The organism is Amycolatopsis sp. NPDC026612 (genome assembly GCF_040638285.1).
GTDB lineage: Bacteria > Actinomycetota > Actinomycetes > Mycobacteriales > Pseudonocardiaceae > Amycolatopsis.
The window spans coordinates 22,650-40,091 of record NZ_JBEZYB010000052.1 but is presented as its reverse complement, the minus strand read 5'-3'; the positions used below and the strand labels follow the sequence as shown (position 1 = coordinate 40,091).

The 17,442-nt window shown below is 75.4% G+C and carries 1 protein-coding gene (cut by a window edge); it reads left to right on the top strand.

The window, feature by feature from the left end; translation table 11 throughout:
* The first annotated feature begins 6 nt into the window (after positions 1-6).
* On the top strand, positions 7-17,442 hold the 5' portion of the coding sequence (locus AB0F15_RS32620) for an SDR family NAD(P)-dependent oxidoreductase (protein ID WP_360278817.1). 17,559 nt of this gene lie beyond the right edge of the window; only the first 17,436 of its 34,995 coding nucleotides appear in the window; it begins with the start codon at positions 7-9; the stop codon falls past the right edge of the window.

The window sequence follows — 17,442 nt, the reverse complement described above, 5'->3', positions numbered from 1 at the left end:
TGCGCCGTGGACGTTGACGACAAGGTGCTCGACTACATCAAGCGGACCGTGGCCGAGCTGCGCCAGACCCGCGCCGAGCTCGCCGACCTGCGGGCCGGGACGGCCGAGCCGATCGCCGTGGTCGGCATCGGCGTCCGGCTGCCGGGCGGTGTCACCAGCCCGGACGCGCTCTGGGACCTCGTCGCCGGCGAGGTCGACGCCGTCACGGACTTCCCGGCCGACCGCGGCTGGGACGTCGACGCCGTCTACGACCCCGACCCGGACGCGTCCGGCAAGACCTACACCCGCTCCGGCGGCTTCCTGCACGACGCGACGCTGTTCGACCCCGGCTTCTTCGGCATCTCGCCGCGGGAAGCCCTGGCGATGGATCCCCAGCAGCGGCTGCTGCTGCAGACCTCGTGGGAGGCGCTCGAGCGCGCGGGCATCGACCCGTCGACGCTGCCGGGCAGCCGGACCGGCGTGTTCTTCGGCGCGGCCGCGCAGGGGTACGGAGCTCAGCTGCGCGAGTCCGCGGGCGCGGACGGCTACGCGCTGACCGGGTCGTCGTCCAGCGTGCTGTCCGGGCGGGTCGCCTACGTGCTCGGGTTGCGCGGTCCGGCCGTCACGCTGGACACCGCGTGTTCGTCTTCGCTGGTCGCGCTGCACCTGGCCGCCCAGTCGCTGCGGGCCGGGGAGTGCTCGCTCGCCCTCGCCGGCGGGGCGACGGTGATGGAGACGCCGAGCATCTTCGTCGAGTTCTCCCGCCAGCGCGGCCTGTCCGCGGACGGCCGCTGCAAGTCCTATTCGGACACGGCCGATGGCACGGGCTGGGGCGAGGGGGTCGGAGTGCTGGCGCTGCAACGGCTTTCCGATGCGCGCCGCGAAGGCCGTCCGGTCCTGGCCGTGGTGCGTGGGAGCGCGGTCAACGCCGACGGCGCGTCGAACGGCCTGACCGCCCCGAACGGCCCGGCTCAGCAGGAAGTCATCCGGCAGGCCCTGGGTAGTGCCGGCCTGTCACCGTCCGAAGTGGACGCCGTCGAGGGGCACGGGACCGGCACGACCCTCGGCGACCCGATCGAGGTGCAGGCGCTGCTGGCGACGTACGGCGCGGGCCGCGAAACGCCGCTGTGGCTGGGTTCGCTGAAGTCGAACGTCGGCCACACCCAGGCGGCGGCCGGGGTGGCCGGCGTGATCAAGATGATCCTCGCGATGCGTCACGGCGTGCTGCCGCGGACCCTGCACGTCACCGAGCCGTCGTCCCGGGTGGACTGGAACGGCGTCCGGCTGCTGACCGAGGCGCGGCCGTGGCCGGAGACGGGCCGGCCGCGGCGGGCGGGGGTCTCGTCGTTCGGGGTGTCGGGGACGAACGCGCACGTCGTCGTCGAGCAGGTCGCGGACGAGCCCGAGCAGGCGCCGGCCAGCGGTGTCGTGCCGCTGGTGGTGTCCGCGCGCTCGGCCGCGGGCCTGACCGAGCAGGCGGCGCGGCTCGCGGACTTCCTGGAAACCGGGGCGGACCTGGGTGCGTCGGCGGCGGCGCTGGTGCGCACGCGAGCGCGGTGGGAGCACCGGGCGGTCGTCTGGGCGGCGGACCGCGCGGCGGCGATCGCGGCGCTGCGGGACGTCCGTGGTCGCGAGGCCGCACCGGCGGAGCCGGCGTTCCTCTTCACCGGCCAGGGTGCTCAGCGACCGGAGATGGGCTTCGAACTGGCTGCGGAGTTCCCCGTGTTCGAGGCGGCGTTCGACGAGGTGTGCGCCGCCTTCGACGCGCACCTGGACCAGCCGCTGCGTTCGGCGCTCGGTTCGGAGCTGGTGCACGACACGGGGTATGCGCAGGCGGGGTTGTTCGCGTTCGAGGTCGCCCTGCACCGGCTGCTGGCGTCCTTCGGGCTGCGGCCGCGCACGGTCGCCGGGCATTCGCTCGGCGAGCTGACGGCGGCGTACGTGGCGGGGGTGTTCTCGCTCGAAGACGCGGCGATGCTGGTCGCGGCGCGCGGACGGCTGATGGCCGAGCTGCCGCCCGGGGTGATGGTCGCGGTGCCGGCGTCCGAGGCGGACGTGGCGCCGGTGCTCGGCGACGGCGTCTGGCTGGCCGCGGTCAACGGCCCCGAGTCGGTGGTGCTGTCCGGTTCCGCATCGGCGATCGACGCGGCGGTGGCGCGGCTGCCGTACCGCACGAAACGGCTGCCGGTGGCGCACGCGTTCCACTCGGGACTGGTGGAGCCGGTGCTGGCGCCGTTCGCCCGGGTCGCCGCCCGGGTGACCTACCGGGAACCCGCGCTGCCATTGGTGTCCACTGTGTCCGGTGCGATGGCGGGCCCGGAGATCCGGTCGGCGCAGTACTGGGTGGACCAGATCCGCTCGACGGTGCGCTTCGCCGACGCACTGGCCGCGCTGCCGGCGTCGGTGCTGCTGGAGGTGGGGCCCGACGCGGCGCTCACGGCGACGGCACCGGACGTGGTGCCGTTCGGCCGTCGCGGACGGCCGGAGGTGGCGGTGTTCCGCGCGGGGCTGGCGGAGGCCTTCACCCGCGGCGTGGCCGTGTCGTGGGAACCGGCGCTGCCGCCGGTGACCGGCCGGGTCACCTTGCCGACGACGGCGTTCCAGCAGGAACGGTACTGGCTGACCCCGGGCAAGCCGGCCGACGCGACCGGACTCGGCCTGGACGAGGTGACGCACCCGATCCTGGCCGCGGCCCTGGAGGACCCGGCAACGGGCGCACTCACCCTGACCGGTCGCCTGACGGCGGAGGCGGACTCGTCGACGTGGCTGGAGCTGGCGTTCCAGGCCGGTGACCGAGCCGGAACTCCGGTGGTCCGCCGGCTGACGGCGGAACGCCGCCTGGCCCTCGCGCCGGGAACCCGGGTGCCGGTGCGCGTGGTCGCCGGCCCGGAGCACTCGGGCCGACGCGAACTGGAGATCCACACCCGCCCGGCCGGGGCCACCTGGGTGCGGTGCGCCACCGGCACACTGGCCGTGGCGAAGCCGGCCGGCACCGAGCCCCGAACCGGGGAAACCGGTTCTGAAGTCGCCCTCCCGGCCGGCGTCGATCCGGAGACCTTCTCGCTGCACCCCGCGCTGCTCGCCGCCGCACTCGCGCCGCTGGGCGGGCAGGCCGCGGAATGGACCGATGTCGTCCTGCACGCCACCGGTGCGCGCGCCGCCCGAGCCCGATACGACGGCCGGTCCCTCACCTTGCGGGATCCCGCCGGCGCCCTGATCCTCTCCGCCGGGTCCGTGACGACCGCGCCGGTTCCGCTCGCCGAAACCACCGCCGACTCCCTCTTCGCCGTCGAATGGCGGCCGGCCGAACCCGGCACCGTGGTGCCCCCGGCGATCTTCGAACCCGGTACCGGCGACCTGCGCACCGTGCTCGCCGAGACCCTCGCGGCCCTGCAAACGGCCGAGCGCCTGCTCGTCGTGACCCGCAACGCCCACGGCCCCGACCCCGATCCCGTCGCGACGGCCGTCTGGGGGCTGGTCCGCTCCGCGCAGACCGAGCACCCGGGCCGCTACCTCCTCGCCGACGTCGACACCGCCGAACGGCCCGAAGCACTCGTCGCGGCTGGTGAAGAGCAGTGCCGGATCTCCGGGGGAGAACTGCTGGTTCCCCGCCTCGTCCGCGCGTCCCCCGAGCCCGAAGACCGCCGGCTCGACCCGGAGGGCACCGTTCTCGTCACCGGTGGCACCGGCATGCTCGGCTCGGCGGTCGCGGAGTTCCTCGCGCGCGACCTCGGCGTGCGCCACCTCTTGCTCGCCTCCCGCCGCGGCCCGGCGGCCGAAGGCGCCGCCGAACTGGTGGCTCGCCTGGCGGCCGCCGGCGCGGAAACCGACATCGCCGCCTGTGACACCGCGGACCGCGACCAGGTTCGCGCTCTTCTCGCCCGGGTGCCGGAAACCGCCCCGCTCACCGCGGTCGTGCACACCGCCGGCGTCATCGACGACGGCCTCCTCGGCGACCTCGACCCCACCCGGCTCGACACGGTGCTGCGGGCCAAAGCCGACTCCGCCGCGCACCTCGACGAGCTGACCCGCGGGGCGGGGCTCGCCGCGTTCGTGCTCTTCTCCTCCGCCGCCGGTGTACTCGGCGGGGCCGGCCAGGCCAACTACGCCGCCGCCAACGCCTTCCTCGACGGCCTCGCCGCCCGGCGCCGGGCCGCCGGCGACACCGCGATCTCCCTCGCGTGGGGGCTGTGGGCCGGAGACGGCCGCATCTCCGGCGCCGCCGACGCCGCCCGCATGGCCCGCGCCGGGTTCGGCGCCCTCGACCGCGACCACGGCCTGCGCCTCCTGCGCACCGCGCTGACCTCGGCGAAGTCCGTGCTCGTCCCGATGGCCCTCGACCTGCCCGTCCTGCGCAAACGCGCCCAGGCCCAGGGTGTTCCGCCGTTGCTGGCCGAGCTCGTCGGTCCGGTCCGGCGCGTCGCCACGCAGGCGAACCGGCACGCCGACGTCGACCAGCTCACCAGCCTCGTGCGCGAAGAAGCCGCTGCCGTCCTCGGCGGCGCCGTCGCCGCCACGCAGGCGTTCCGCGACGCCGGGTTCGACTCCCTCACCGCCCTCGAACTGCGCAACAAGCTCGCCGACCGCACCGGCACGTCCCTGCCGTCCACCGTCGTCTTCGACCACCCGAACCCGCGTGCCCTCGCCGAGCACCTGCACGCCGAACTCGGCGGCGCGCCCACCACCGGCGCCGCGACAGCCACCACGACCACCGACGACCCGGTCGTCATCGTCGGGGTCGGGCTGCGGCTGCCGGGTGGCGTCGAGAGTCCCGAGGCGCTCTGGGACGTCGTCGACGGCGGGGTCGACGCCCTCTCGCCGTTCCCCGCCGACCGCGGCTGGGACACGACCGCCCTCGGCGGCATCGCTCCCCTCGGCGGCTTCCTCGCCGGTGCCGGCCGGTTCGACCCGGCGTTCTTCGGCATCTCGCCCCGCGAAGCCCTCGCGATGGATCCGCAGCAGCGCCTCCTGCTCCAGACGTCCTGGGAAGCTCTCGAACGCGCCGGGATCGCCCCGACGTCGCTGCGCGGCCAGGACGCCGGGGTGTTCTTCGGCGCCTCGGCCCTCGGCTACGGCATGCGCGGCCCCGGCTTCGCCGACGAAACCGCCGGGTTCGCCATGACCGGCGCCTCGGCCGGCATCATCTCCGGCCGGGTGGCCTACGTCCTCGGCACGCGCGGACCCGCCGTCACCGTGGATACCGCCTGCTCGTCCTCGCTGGTCGCGGTGCACCTGGCCGCGCAGTCGCTGCGCTCGGGCGAGTCGTCGCTCGCCCTCGCCGGCGGGGCGGCGGTGATGGCCACCCCGGCCGCCTTCACCGAGTTCGCCCGGCAGGGCGGGCTCGCCGCGGACGGCCGGTGCAAGTCCTTTTCGGACGACGCAGACGGCACCAGCTGGGGCGAAGGCGTCGGGGTCCTGGTGCTGCAACGGCTTTCCGACGCACTCCGCGACGGCCGCGAGATCCTGGCCGTCGTCAAGGGCAGTGCGGTCAACTCCGACGGCGCTTCCAACGGACTGACCGCGCCGAACGGCCCCGCCCAGCAGGCGGTGCTTCGGCAAGCACTGGCCAACGCCGGTGTCACGCCGTCCGAAGTGGACGTCGTCGAGGCGCACGGTACCGGCACCACCCTCGGCGACCCGATCGAAGTCCACGCGCTCCAAGCGGTCTACGGCCAAGACCGCGAGACGCCGTTGCGGCTCGGCTCGCTGAAGTCGAACATCGGCCACGCGCAGGCCGCGGCCGGGGTCGCCGGGATCGTGAAGGTGCTCATGGCGCTCCGGCACGGCGTGCTGCCGCGCACGCTGCACGTCACCGCACCATCGTCCCGGGTGGACTGGAGCGCCGGCGCGGTCCGGCTGCTCACCGAGGCCGAGGAGTGGCCGCGCGGGGACCGGCCGCGCCGGGCGGGTGTGTCGTCGTTCGGCGTGAGCGGCACCAACGCGCACGTGGTGCTCGAAGAGCCGCCCGCCGCACCGGAACCCGCACCGGTCGCCGACACCGGTGTGGTGCCCGTGATCGTGTCGGCCCGTTCGGCCGCCGGCCTGGCCGCGCAGGCCGAGCGGGTCGCCGGCCACCTCGGTGGCCAGGACACCCTCGCCACCTCGGCGTGGTCCCTGCTGCGAACCCGCGCGCCGGGGGACCACCGGGCCGTCGTCCTGGCCGCGTCCGCCGCGGAGGCCGCGGACCGCCTGCGCACCGGCGCGATCCGGGGCGTCGTCGATCCCGCACGGGACGGTGTCGCGGTCCTCTTCACCGGCCAGGGTGCGCAGCGGCCGGAGATGGGCTTCGGGCTGGCGGCGGAGTTCCCGGTGTTCGCGGCGGCGTTCGACGAGGCGTGCGCCGCCTTCGACGCACATCTGGACCGGCCGTTGCGCGACGCGATCGCCTCGGATCTGGTGCACGAAACGCGGTACGCGCAGGCCGGGCTGTTCGCCGTCGAAGTCGCGATGGCGCGGCTGGCCGCGTCGCTCGGGGTGCGGCCGCGCCTGGTGGCCGGGCATTCGCTGGGCGAGCTGACCGCGGCGCACGTCGCCGGGGTGTTCTCGCTGGCCGACGCGGCGATGCTCGTCGCCGCGCGGGGCCGGTTGATGCAGGAGCTACCACCGGGCGGCGCGATGGTCGCGGTCGCCGCGTCCGAAGCGGACGTCGAAGCGGTGCTCGGCGACGGCGTCTGGCTCGCGGCGGTGAACGGGCCCCGGTCGGTTGTGCTGTCCGGCGAGGCAGCCGCCGTACACGCGGCCGCCGCGCGACTGCCGGTCAAGACGACCGCGCTCACGGTGAGCCACGCGTTCCACTCCGGACTCGTCGAGCCGATGCTCGCCGAGTACGCCGAAGTCGTCCGCCGCGTCGAGTTCCGCGAGCCGGTCGTGCCGCTGGTGTCCACGGTGACCGGTGCGCTCGCCGGAGAAGAGCTGTGCACGCCGGAGTACTGGGTCGATCAGGTGCGCCGCCCGGTGCGGTTCGCCGACGCTGTCGCCACCGTGCTGGACGCGTCGGTCGCGGCGATCCTGGAAGCGGGCCCGGATGCGGCGCTGACCGCCGCCGTCGCGGACTTCCCGGACGCGCCGCCCGCCGTCGCGCTGGCCCGCCGCGACCGGCCGGAGGCCGAGACCACGCGCACCGCACTGGCCACCCTCTTCGCCCACGGCGTCCCGGTCGACTGGACACCGCTGTTCCCCGCCGGGCTCCCGATCGTGCCGGTGCCGACGACGGCGTTCCAGGAGCGGCACTTCTGGCTGACCACCGGGTCGGCCGGCACCGGCGTCCGGTCCGTCGCGCACCCGCTGCTCGGCGCCGAAGTCGCGAACGCCGCCACCGGCGGGGTCGTGCTGACCGGGCGGGTCGCCCGCGACACCCACCCGTGGCTGGCCGACCACGCGATCGAAGGCGTCGTCGTCGTTCCCGGCACGGCGCTGGTCGAGCTGGCCGTGCAGGCCGGTGACCGCGTGGGCCGGCCCGTCGTGGGTGAACTGGTCGTGGAAGCCCCGCTGCGCCTGACCGACGCGCCCGTCACCGTCCAGGTGAGCGCCGACGGCGACGGCACGGTCGACGTCTATTCCCAAGTGGACCGTGGGGAGTGGACCCGCCACGCCACCGGCACCTTGACCGCGGACGCACCGGCGGTGACCACGCCGGTCGACTGGCCCCCGGCCGGCGCCGAGCCACTGGGCACCGGCGACTTCTACGACGTCCTCGCCGGCCACGGTTACGACTACGGGCCCGCGTTCCAGGGCGTGACCGCGGCGTGGCGTCGCGGCGAGGAACTGTTCGCCGAGGTCGTGCTGCCCGAGGGCCTGGACGCCGGTGGGTTCGCCGTCCACCCGGCGCTGTTCGACGCCGCTCTGCACCCGACCATCCTGGACGCGGGCGACGCGGTCTCCCTGCCCTTCGCCTGGACGGACGTTGCCGTGCACGCCACCGGCGCCACCGCGGTGCGCGCGTGGCTGCGGCCCACCGGTGGCGGGCTCGCGGTCGACCTTACCGACGCCGCCGGCCGGCCGGTGCTGTCGGTCGGTTCGCTGACCACCCGGCCGGTCCCGCGGGCCGCGCTCGCCCGCCCGGCGGACGACGCCCTCTTCCGCCTGCACTGGAAAACTCTGCCTCTGAACAGCGGCGCCAACCCTCCCGAGTGGACACTTCTCCGCCTCGAGGCCGTGGCAGGCGAAGAAAGCCGCCGCGTGCGCGAGCTGACCGGCCGCGTCCTGACCGCGGTCCAGGAGTTCCTGGCCGGGGCACCGGCGGACACGCGGCTGGTCGTCGTCACGACCGGTGCGGTCGACCTCGACGGCCCGCCGGACCCGGCCGCCGCGGCGGTGTGGGGCCTCGTGCGCAGCGCGCAGACCGAGAACCCGGGCCGCCTGGTCCTGGTCGACGGCGAACTCCCGGCCGGCCTGCTCGCGACGCTGGCCGCCAGGGGGGAGGACCAGTGCGCGGTGCGGGACGGCCGGGCGTGGGTGCCCCGGCTCGTCCGCGACACCGCCGAAGGTCTCGAGCTCCCCGCCGGGGACGCGTGGACGCTGCGGACGTCGGGCGGGACGTTCGACGACCTCGCGTTCGTCCCGTCCACAGTGGAACGACTGACGGCCGGGCAGGTGCGCGTCGCGGTGCGCGCGGCCGGGGTGAACTTCCGGGACGTGCTGTCCGGGCTCGCGGTCGACGTCGGCGCGGCCGGGATGGGCGGCGAATGCGCCGGGGTGGTCACCGAGGTCGGGCCCGGCGTGCGGGAACCGGCCGTCGGCGACCGGGTGCTCGGCATGGTGCCCGGCAGCTTCGCCCCGCAGGTCATCGCGGACGCGCGCACGCTCGCCCGGATTCCGGCCGGCTGGTCGTTCGAGCGGGCGGCGTCGGTGCCGGTGGCGTTCATGACCGCTTGGTACGCGCTGGTCGACCTGGCCGCTGTGCGACCCGGCGAGCGGGTGCTGGTCCACGCCGCGGCCGGCGGTGTCGGCATGGCCGCGGTTCAGGTCGCCCGGCACCTCGGCGCCGAGGTGTACGCGACCGCGAGCCCGGCCAAGCAGCACCTTCTGCGGGAGATGGGTGTCGCCGAGGATCACATCGCGAACTCCCGGACCCTCGGCTTCGCGGACGCGTTCGGCGAAGTGGACGTGGTGCTCAACTCCCTCGCGGGCGAGTTCGTGGACGCCTCGCTGGGGCTGCTGGCCGAGGGCGGCCGGTTCCTGGAGATGGGCAAGACCGACATCCGGACCGGCGTCGACGGCTACCGGGCGTTCGACCTGCCCGAAGCCGGCCCGGTGCGGATCGGTGAACTGCTGCGCGAGGTCCTCGGCCGGTTCGGGACCGGCGACCTGCGGCCGATCCCGGTCACGACGTGGGACGTCCGTCGGGCGTCCGAAGTGTTCCGGGTGATGGCGCAGGGCAAGCACGTCGGCAAGAACGTCCTGACCCTGCCGCGTGCCCTCGATCCGCAGGGCACGGTGCTGATCACCGGCGGCACCGGCATGCTGGGCTCGCTGCTCGCCCGGCACCTGGTCACCGAACACGGCTTGCGCAACCTGGTGCTCGCGTCTCGCCGGGGCGAGGACACCGAGACCGCCCGTGAACTCCGGGAACTCGGTGCCGACGTCCGCGTGGTCGCCTGTGACACCAGCGATCGCGAAGCCGTGCGCTCGCTGGTGGACGCCGCAGGACCGTTGACCGGTGTCGTGCACGCGGCGGGGGTCCTCGACGACGGCACACTGTCCTCTTTGGACGCTGACCGCCTCGACCGGGTCTTCGCGCCGAAGGTCGACGGTGCGATCCACCTCGACGAGCTGACCCGCGACGCCGACCTCGCGCTGTTCGCCGTCTTCTCCTCGGTCGCCGGGGTGCTCGGCGCCGCCGGGCAGGCGAACTACGCGGCCGCGAACGCCTTCCTCGACGCGCTCGCCGCCCGCCGGCCGGGTGCCCTCTCCCTGGCGTGGGGTCTCTGGGCGGGCGAAACCGGCATGAACGCCGAGGCCGACACCGCGCGGCTCGCCCGCGCCGGGTTCGGCGCGCTCGACCCCGCCCGCGGTCTCGCGCTGTTCGACCGCGCGCTCGGCTCGCCGCGTCCGGCGCTGGTGCCGATGGCCGTCGACGTCCGCGCGCTGCGCGACGTCCCGCCGATCCTGCGTGATCTCGCCACGCCCGCCCGGCGTCCGGCGCGGGCCGCCGCGGTCGCGGCCGTCCGGCCCGCCGGCGACCTCGACGCGCTGGTCGAGCTGGTCCGCGCCGAAGCCGCCGCCGTCCTCGGCGGCGACGAGCACACGATCGGCGCCGCTCAGGCGTTCCGCGATGTCGGCTTCGACTCCCTGACCGCCGTCGAACTGCGCAACCGGCTCACCGCCGCGACCGGCACCGCGCTGCCCGCCACCGCCGTGTTCGACCACCCGAACCCCCGCGCGCTCGCCGCTCACCTGCTCGGCGAACCCGCCACCACGCCCGAGCCGGTGCGGACGGCAACCACCGGCGACCCGGTCGTGGTCGTCGGGATGGGCGTGCGCCTGCCCGGCGGCGTCGACACCCCCGAAGGCCTGTGGGAGCTGGTCCGCGCCGGCGTCGACGCCATCACCGGCTTCCCCGCCGGCCGCGGCTGGGACCTCGACGCCCTCTACCACCCCGACCCCGACCACCCCGGCACCGCGACCACCCGGTCGGGCGGGTTCCTCCACGACGCCGGCCGGTTCGACGCCGCGTTCTTCGGCATCACCCCGCGCGAAGCGCTCGCCATGGACCCGCAGCAACGGCTCCTGCTGCAGACGTCCTGGGAAGCCCTCGAACGCGCCGGGATCGCGCCGACGTCGCTGCGCGGGCAGCGCGCCGGGGTGTTCGTCGGCGCGTCCGCGCAGCACTACGGCGCCCACTCGGCGAACCCCGACGTCGAGGGGTATGTGCTCACCGGCTCGTCGTCGAGCGTGCTGTCCGGCCGGATCGCCTACGTGCTGGGCACGCAAGGTCCGTCGGTGACCGTGGACACGGCGTGCTCGTCGTCGCTGGTGGCGCTGCACCTGGCCGCGCAGTCCCTGCGCTCGGGCGAGTGCTCCCTGGCCCTCGTCGCCGGCGCGTCCGTGATGGCGACGCCGGGGATGTTCGTCGAGTTCTCGCGCCAGCGCGGCCTTTCCCCCGACGGCCGCTGCAAGTCCTTTTCGGACACCGCCGACGGCACCGGCTGGAGCGAAGGCGTCGGCGTCCTCGTGCTGCAGCGGCTGTCCGACGCCGTCCGCGAAGACCGGGAGGTCTTGGCCGTCGTGTGCGGGACGGCGGTGAACTCCGACGGCGCGTCCAACGGCCTCACCGCGCCGAACGGGCCCGCCCAGCAGGCCGTGCTCCGCCAGGCACTGGCCGACGCCGGGCTCGAGCCGTCGGAAGTGGACGTGATCGAAGGTCACGGCACCGGAACGACCCTCGGCGACCCGATCGAAGTCCAGGCACTGCAAGCGGTCTACGGACCCGAGCGCGACCCGGCGCGCCCCCTGCTGCTGGGCTCGCTGAAGTCCAACCTCGGCCACGCGCAGGCCGCGGCCGGGGTGGCCGGGGTGATCAAGGTGATCGAGGCGATGCGCCACGGCGTCGCGCCGCGGTCCCTGCACGCCGGCACGCCCTCGTCCCGGGTCGACTGGGCGGCCGGGGTCCGGCTGCTCGCCGAGGCCGAGGACTGGCCGCGGACGGACCGGCCGCGGCGGGCGGGGGTGTCGTCGTTCGGGGTGAGCGGGACCAACGCGCACGTCGTCCTGGAGCAAGGGCCGCCCGCTGCCGAAACCGGCCCGGCCGGGCTGACCGCACCGGTGCCGGTCGTCGTGTCCGCGCGGACCCCGGCCGGGTTCGACGCCCAAGCCGAGCGGCTCGCGTCCTTCGTGGACGCTGACGCCGACCTCGGCCGCGTCGCGTGGACGCAGCTCCAGGCCCGGGCCGCCTGGGAACACCGGGCGGTCGTGTTCGCCGCCGACCCCGCCTCGGCGGCCGCTGCCCTGCGCGAAGCGCATCCTTCGCCGGTCGCGCCGGGGAGCGGGGTCGCGTTCGTGTTCACCGGGCAAGGCGCGCAACGCCCGGGGATGGGGCTGGAGCTGGCGGCCGAGTTCCCGGTGTTCGCGGCGGTGTTCGACGAGGTCTGCGCCGAGTTCGATCACCACCTGGACGTGCCGCTGCGGGAGGCGATCGCGTCGGACCGGGTGCACGAGACGGTCTACACGCAGGCGGGATTGTTCGCGTTCGAGGTCGCGGCCGTCCGGTTGCTGGCGTCGTTCGGCGTCCGCCCGCGCGTGGTGGCCGGGCATTCGCTGGGGGAACTCACCGCGGCCTACGTCGCCGGGGTGTTCTCGTTGCCGGACGCGGCGATGCTGGTCGCGCACCGCGGGCGGCTGATGCAGGAGCTACCGGAAGGCCTGATGGTCGCGGTGGAAGCGGGCGAAGACCTCGAGCTGCCCGAAGGTGTCTGGCTCGCGGCGGTCAACGGTCCGACGTCGATCGTCGTGTCCGGCGAGGTCGAAGCGGTCCGCGCGGTTGCCGCGTCGCTGCCGGTGCGGACGCGGGAACTGCCGGCGCGGCAGGCGTTCCACTCCGGACTGGTCGAGCCGATGCTGGCGGAGTTCGCCGAAGTGGCCGCCCGCGTCGAGTACCGCGAACCGGCGCTGCCGCTCGTGTCCACAGTGTCCGGTGCGCTCGCCGGGGACGAGCTGCGGACCGCAGCGTACTGGGTGGACCAGGTCCGCCGGCCCGTCCGGTTCGCCGACGCCGCCCGGACGATCACCGGGCAGGGGGTCGCGGCGATCCTGGAAGCCGGGCCCGACGGGGTGCTCACCGCAATGCTGCCGGACGGCGGCATCGCCTTGACCCGGCGCGACCGGCCCGAGCGCGAGGCGGTCCTCGCCGCACTGGGTCGGCTGTTCGAACGAGGCGCCGACGTCGACTGGACGCCGCTGTTCCCGGCCGCCGCGCGGCGGATCGTGCCGGTCCCGACGACGGCGTTCCAGGAGGAGCACTACTGGCTCGCGGCCGGCGGGCCGGGTGACGTGGCGGGCTTCGGCCAGCTGCCCGTCCGGCACCCGGTGCTGAGCGCGGCCGTCGAAGACCCCGCGACCGGCGGCATCGTCCTCACCGGACGGATCTCGCCGGGCGCACCGGCGTGGCTCGCCGACCACGAAGTCGGCGGTGCGGCGCTGCTGCCCGGCACCGCGCTGCTCGACCTGGCCGTGCGGGCCGGCGACCACGTCGGTGCGCCGGCAGTGCGGGAGCTGGTCATCGAAGCGCCGCTGTGGCTCGACCGGGCAGTGCGGGTGCAGGTGGCCGTCGGCGCCGAGGAGGATGGCGGGCGGCCGGTCGCGATCCGCTCCTGCCCGGTGTCCGGTCCCGGCGGCTGGACCCGGCACGCGGCCGGCGTCCTCACCGCGGCCGGCGCACCCGGCCGCCCCCTCGACGCCTGGCCCCCGGCCGCGGACCCCGTTCCGGTCGAGGACTTCTACGACGTCCTCGCCGAGCGCGGCTACGCCTACGGCCCGGCCTTCCGCGGCGTCACCGCGCTGTGGCGCGGTGAGGCCGAACTGTTCGCGGAGGTCGAGCTGCCGTCCGGGCTGGACGCGTCGGCGTTCGCCCTTCACCCGGCCCTGTTCGACGCCGCGCTCCACCCGGCCGCGGTCGACGCGGACACCGTCGCCCTGCCCTTCTCGTGGACCGGCGTCACCGTGCACGCCACCGGTGCGTCCGCGCTGCGCGTGCGCCTCCGCTCGTCCGGCGACGGACTGGCCCTCGACCTCGCCGACGCCACCGGCACCCCGGTCGCGACCGTCGGATCGTTGCGCACCCGGCCCGTGCCGGGACCGCAGCCGGCACCGATCGACGACGCGCTGTTCACCGTCACCTGGACCGAACTCGACCCGGTAGCCGGACCGTCCGTCGGCTGGACGGAGCTGCCCGCCGATCCCGCCGGGCCGGGGGACGAACCGGCGCGGGTGCGGGCCGCCACCGGCCGGGTGCTGCGCGCCCTGCAAGACGCACTGGCCGACCCGGCCGGGCGCCTGGTGGTCGTGCCGGCCGGCGCGGCGGACGACCCGGTCGCCGCCGCCGTCCGGGGCCTCGTCCGGTCCGCGCAGACCGAGCACCCCGGCCGGTTCCTGCTGGTCGACGGCGAAGTGACCGACGAGGTCGTCTCGACGCTGGTCGGGGCCGGCGAAACCGAGGCCCGCGTCCGCGACGGCCGGCTGCGGGTGCCGCGGCTCACCCGTCCCGAGCCGCCGCTCGTCCCGCCCGCCGGGCCGTGGGTCCTCACCTCGACCGGCGGCGGCACCTTCGACGACCTCGCGTTCGTGCCCGCGCCCCACGCCGGGGCGCCGCTCGAACCGGGCCGGGTCCGGATCGGCGTCCGTGCCGCCGGACTCAACTTCCGCGACGTCCTGGCCGGGCTCGGCGTCGACGTCGGCGCGGCCGGGATGGGCGGCGAAGCCGCCGGCGTGGTCCTCGAAACCGGCGCCGAGGTGACTGGCTTCGCCGTCGGCGACCGGGTCTTCGGCATGGTGCCGCAGGGCTTCGGCCCCCTCGTGGTCGCGGACGCGCGCACCCTCGCGCCCATCCCCGCCGGCTGGTCGTTCGAGCGGGCGGCGTCGGTGCCGGTGGTGTTCCTGACCGCCTGGTACGGCCTGGTCGACCTGGCCCGGGTGCGGCCCGGCGAGCGCGTGCTGGTCCACGCGGCCGCGGGTGGCGTCGGGATGGCGGCGGTCCGGATCGCCCACCACCTCGGCGCCGAGGTGTACGCGACGGCGAGCCCGGCCAAGCAGCACCTCCTGCGGGAGATGGGTGTCGCCGAGGATCACATCGCGAACTCCCGGACCCTCGACTTCGCGGACGCGTTCGGCGAAGTGGACGTGGTGCTCAACTCCCTCGCGGGCGAGTTCGTCGACGCCTCGCTGGGGCTGCTGGCCGAGGGCGGCCGGTTCCTGGAGATGGGCAAGACCGACCTCCGCACCGGCATCGAGCACTACCAGGCGTTCGACCTGCCCGAAGCCGGTCCCGAACGGCTCGGCGCGATGCTGCGCGAGATCCTCGACCTGGTCGAAGACGGCACCCTGCAGCCGATACCGACGACGCCGTGGGACATCCGCCGCGCCCCCGAAGTCTTCCGGTTCATGGCCCAGGGCAAGCACGTCGGCAAGAACGTCCTGACCCTGCCGCGCGCCCTCGATCCCGGCGGCACGGTGCTGATCACCGGCGGCACCGGCATGCTGGGCTCGCTGGTCGCCCGGCACCTGGTCACCGAGCACGGCGTGCGGAGCCTGGTGCTCGCTTCCCGGCGGGGCGAGGACACCGAGACCGCCGGCGAAATGCGGGACCTCGGCGCGGAAGTCCGCGTGGTCGCTTGCGACACCGGCGATCGTGCGGCGGTGAAGTCCGTTGTGGACTCCGTCGCCTCCCTCACCGGGGTGGTGCACGCCGCCGGTGTCCTCGACGACGGCGTGCTGTCCTCTTTGGACGAGGAACGCCTCGACCGGGTCTTCGCCGCGAAGGTCGACGGTGCGATCCACCTCGACGAGCTGACCCGCGACGCCGATCCCGCGCTGTTCGTGGTCTTCTCCTCCATCGCGGGCGTCTTCGGGGCCGCGGGGCAGGCGAACTACGCGGCCGCGAACGCCTGCCTCGACGCGCTCGCCGCCCGTCGCCCGGGAGCGGTCGCGCTGGCGTGGGGACCGTGGTCCGGCAGCACCGGGATGCGAGCCGACACCGCGCGGCTCGCCCGCTCCGGCTTCGGCGCCCTCGAACCGGACCACGGGCTCGCGTTGTTCGACCGCGCGCTCGCCACCGGCCGGCCGGCGCTCGTCCCGATGGCCGCCGACTTCACGGCGGTGCGCGACGACGTACCGCCGCTCCTGCGGGCCCTGACCACCCCGGTCCGGCGGGCCGCCCGCACCGGCCGCGACACCGGTCCGCTCCAGAACCGGCTCGCCCGCCTCGACCCGGCCGCGCGGCTGAGCACCCTCACCGACCTGGTCCGCGCCGAAGCCACCGCCGTGATCGGCGGAGCCGGGCTCGACGCGACCCGGGCGTTCCGCGACGTCGGCTTCGACTCGCTGACCGCCGTCGAGCTGCGCAACCGCCTGGTCACCGCGACCGGCGTCGCCCTGCCCGCGACGGCCGTGTTCGACCACCCCAGCCCGGCCGCGCTGGCCGCCCACCTGCACACCGAACTGCTCGGCACCACCGCCGAAGCCCGGCCGGCCACCACGACCACGGCGTCCGGCGAACCCATCGCGATCGTCGGCATCGGGCTCCGGCTGCCCGGCGGCATCACCGGCCCGGACGAGCTGTGGACGGCCCTGTCCGACGGCGTCGACGCGATGTCCGCGTTCCCGGACGACCGCGGCTGGGTGACCGGCGACCTCGGCGACACCGCCCGCGTCGGCGGCTTCCTGCACGACGCGGCCCGGTTCGATGCCGGCTTCTTCGGGATCTCCCGCCGCGAAGCCCTGGCCATGGACCCGCAGCAGCGGCTCGTGCTCCAGACGTCCTGGGAAGCCCTGGAACGCGCGGGCATCGCGCCGACCTCGGTGCGCGGCCGGGAAGTCGGCGTGTTCGTCGGTGCCATGGCCCAGGAGTACGGCACCCGGCCCGACGCGGCCGCCGGTGTCGCGGGGTACGGCCTGACCGGGTCGTCGGCGAGCGTCGTGTCCGGCCGGGTGTCCTACGTGCTCGGCGTGCAGGGGCCGTCGGTGACCGTGGACACCGCGTGCTCGTCGTCGCTGGTCGCGCTGCACCTCGCGGTGCAGGCCCTGCGCGCGGGCGAGTGCTCGACGGCGCTCGCGGGTGGCGCCACGGTGATGGCCACCCCGGCCGCGTTCGCCGAGTTCGCCCGCCAGCGCGGCCTCGCCGCGGATGGCCGCTGCAAGTCCTTTTCGGACAATGCCGACGGCACGGGCTGGGGTGAAGGCGCCGGAATGCTGGTGCTGCAACGCCTTTCCGACGCCGTCCGCGACGGCCGGGACGTGCTCGCGGTCGTGCGCGGCACCGCCGTCAACTCCGACGGCGCGTCCAACGGGCTCACCGCGCCGAACGGGCCCGCCCAGCAGGCGGTGATCCGGCGGGCGCTCGCCGCGGCCGGGGTCGAAGCGTCCGAAGTGGACGCCGTCGAGGCACACGGTACCGGCACGGTGCTCGGCGACCCGATCGAGGCCCAGGCGCTGCTCGCCACGTACGGCCGCGACCGCGCACCCGAACGGCCGCTGTGGCTCGGTTCGGTGAAGTCGAACTTCGGCCACACCCAGGCCGCGGCCGGCGTCACCGGGGTGATCAAGATGGTGCTGGCCCTGCGGCACGCCCGGCTGCCCCGGACCCTGCACGCGAGCACGCCGTCGTCGCGCGTGGACTGGTCGTCCGGCGCGGTCCGGCTGCTCACCGACGCCCGCCCGTGGCCCGAGCACGGCCACCCGCGCCGGGCCGGGGTGTCGGCGTTCGGCATTTCCGGCACCAACGCCCACGCCGTCCTCGAACAGGCCCCCGACCGG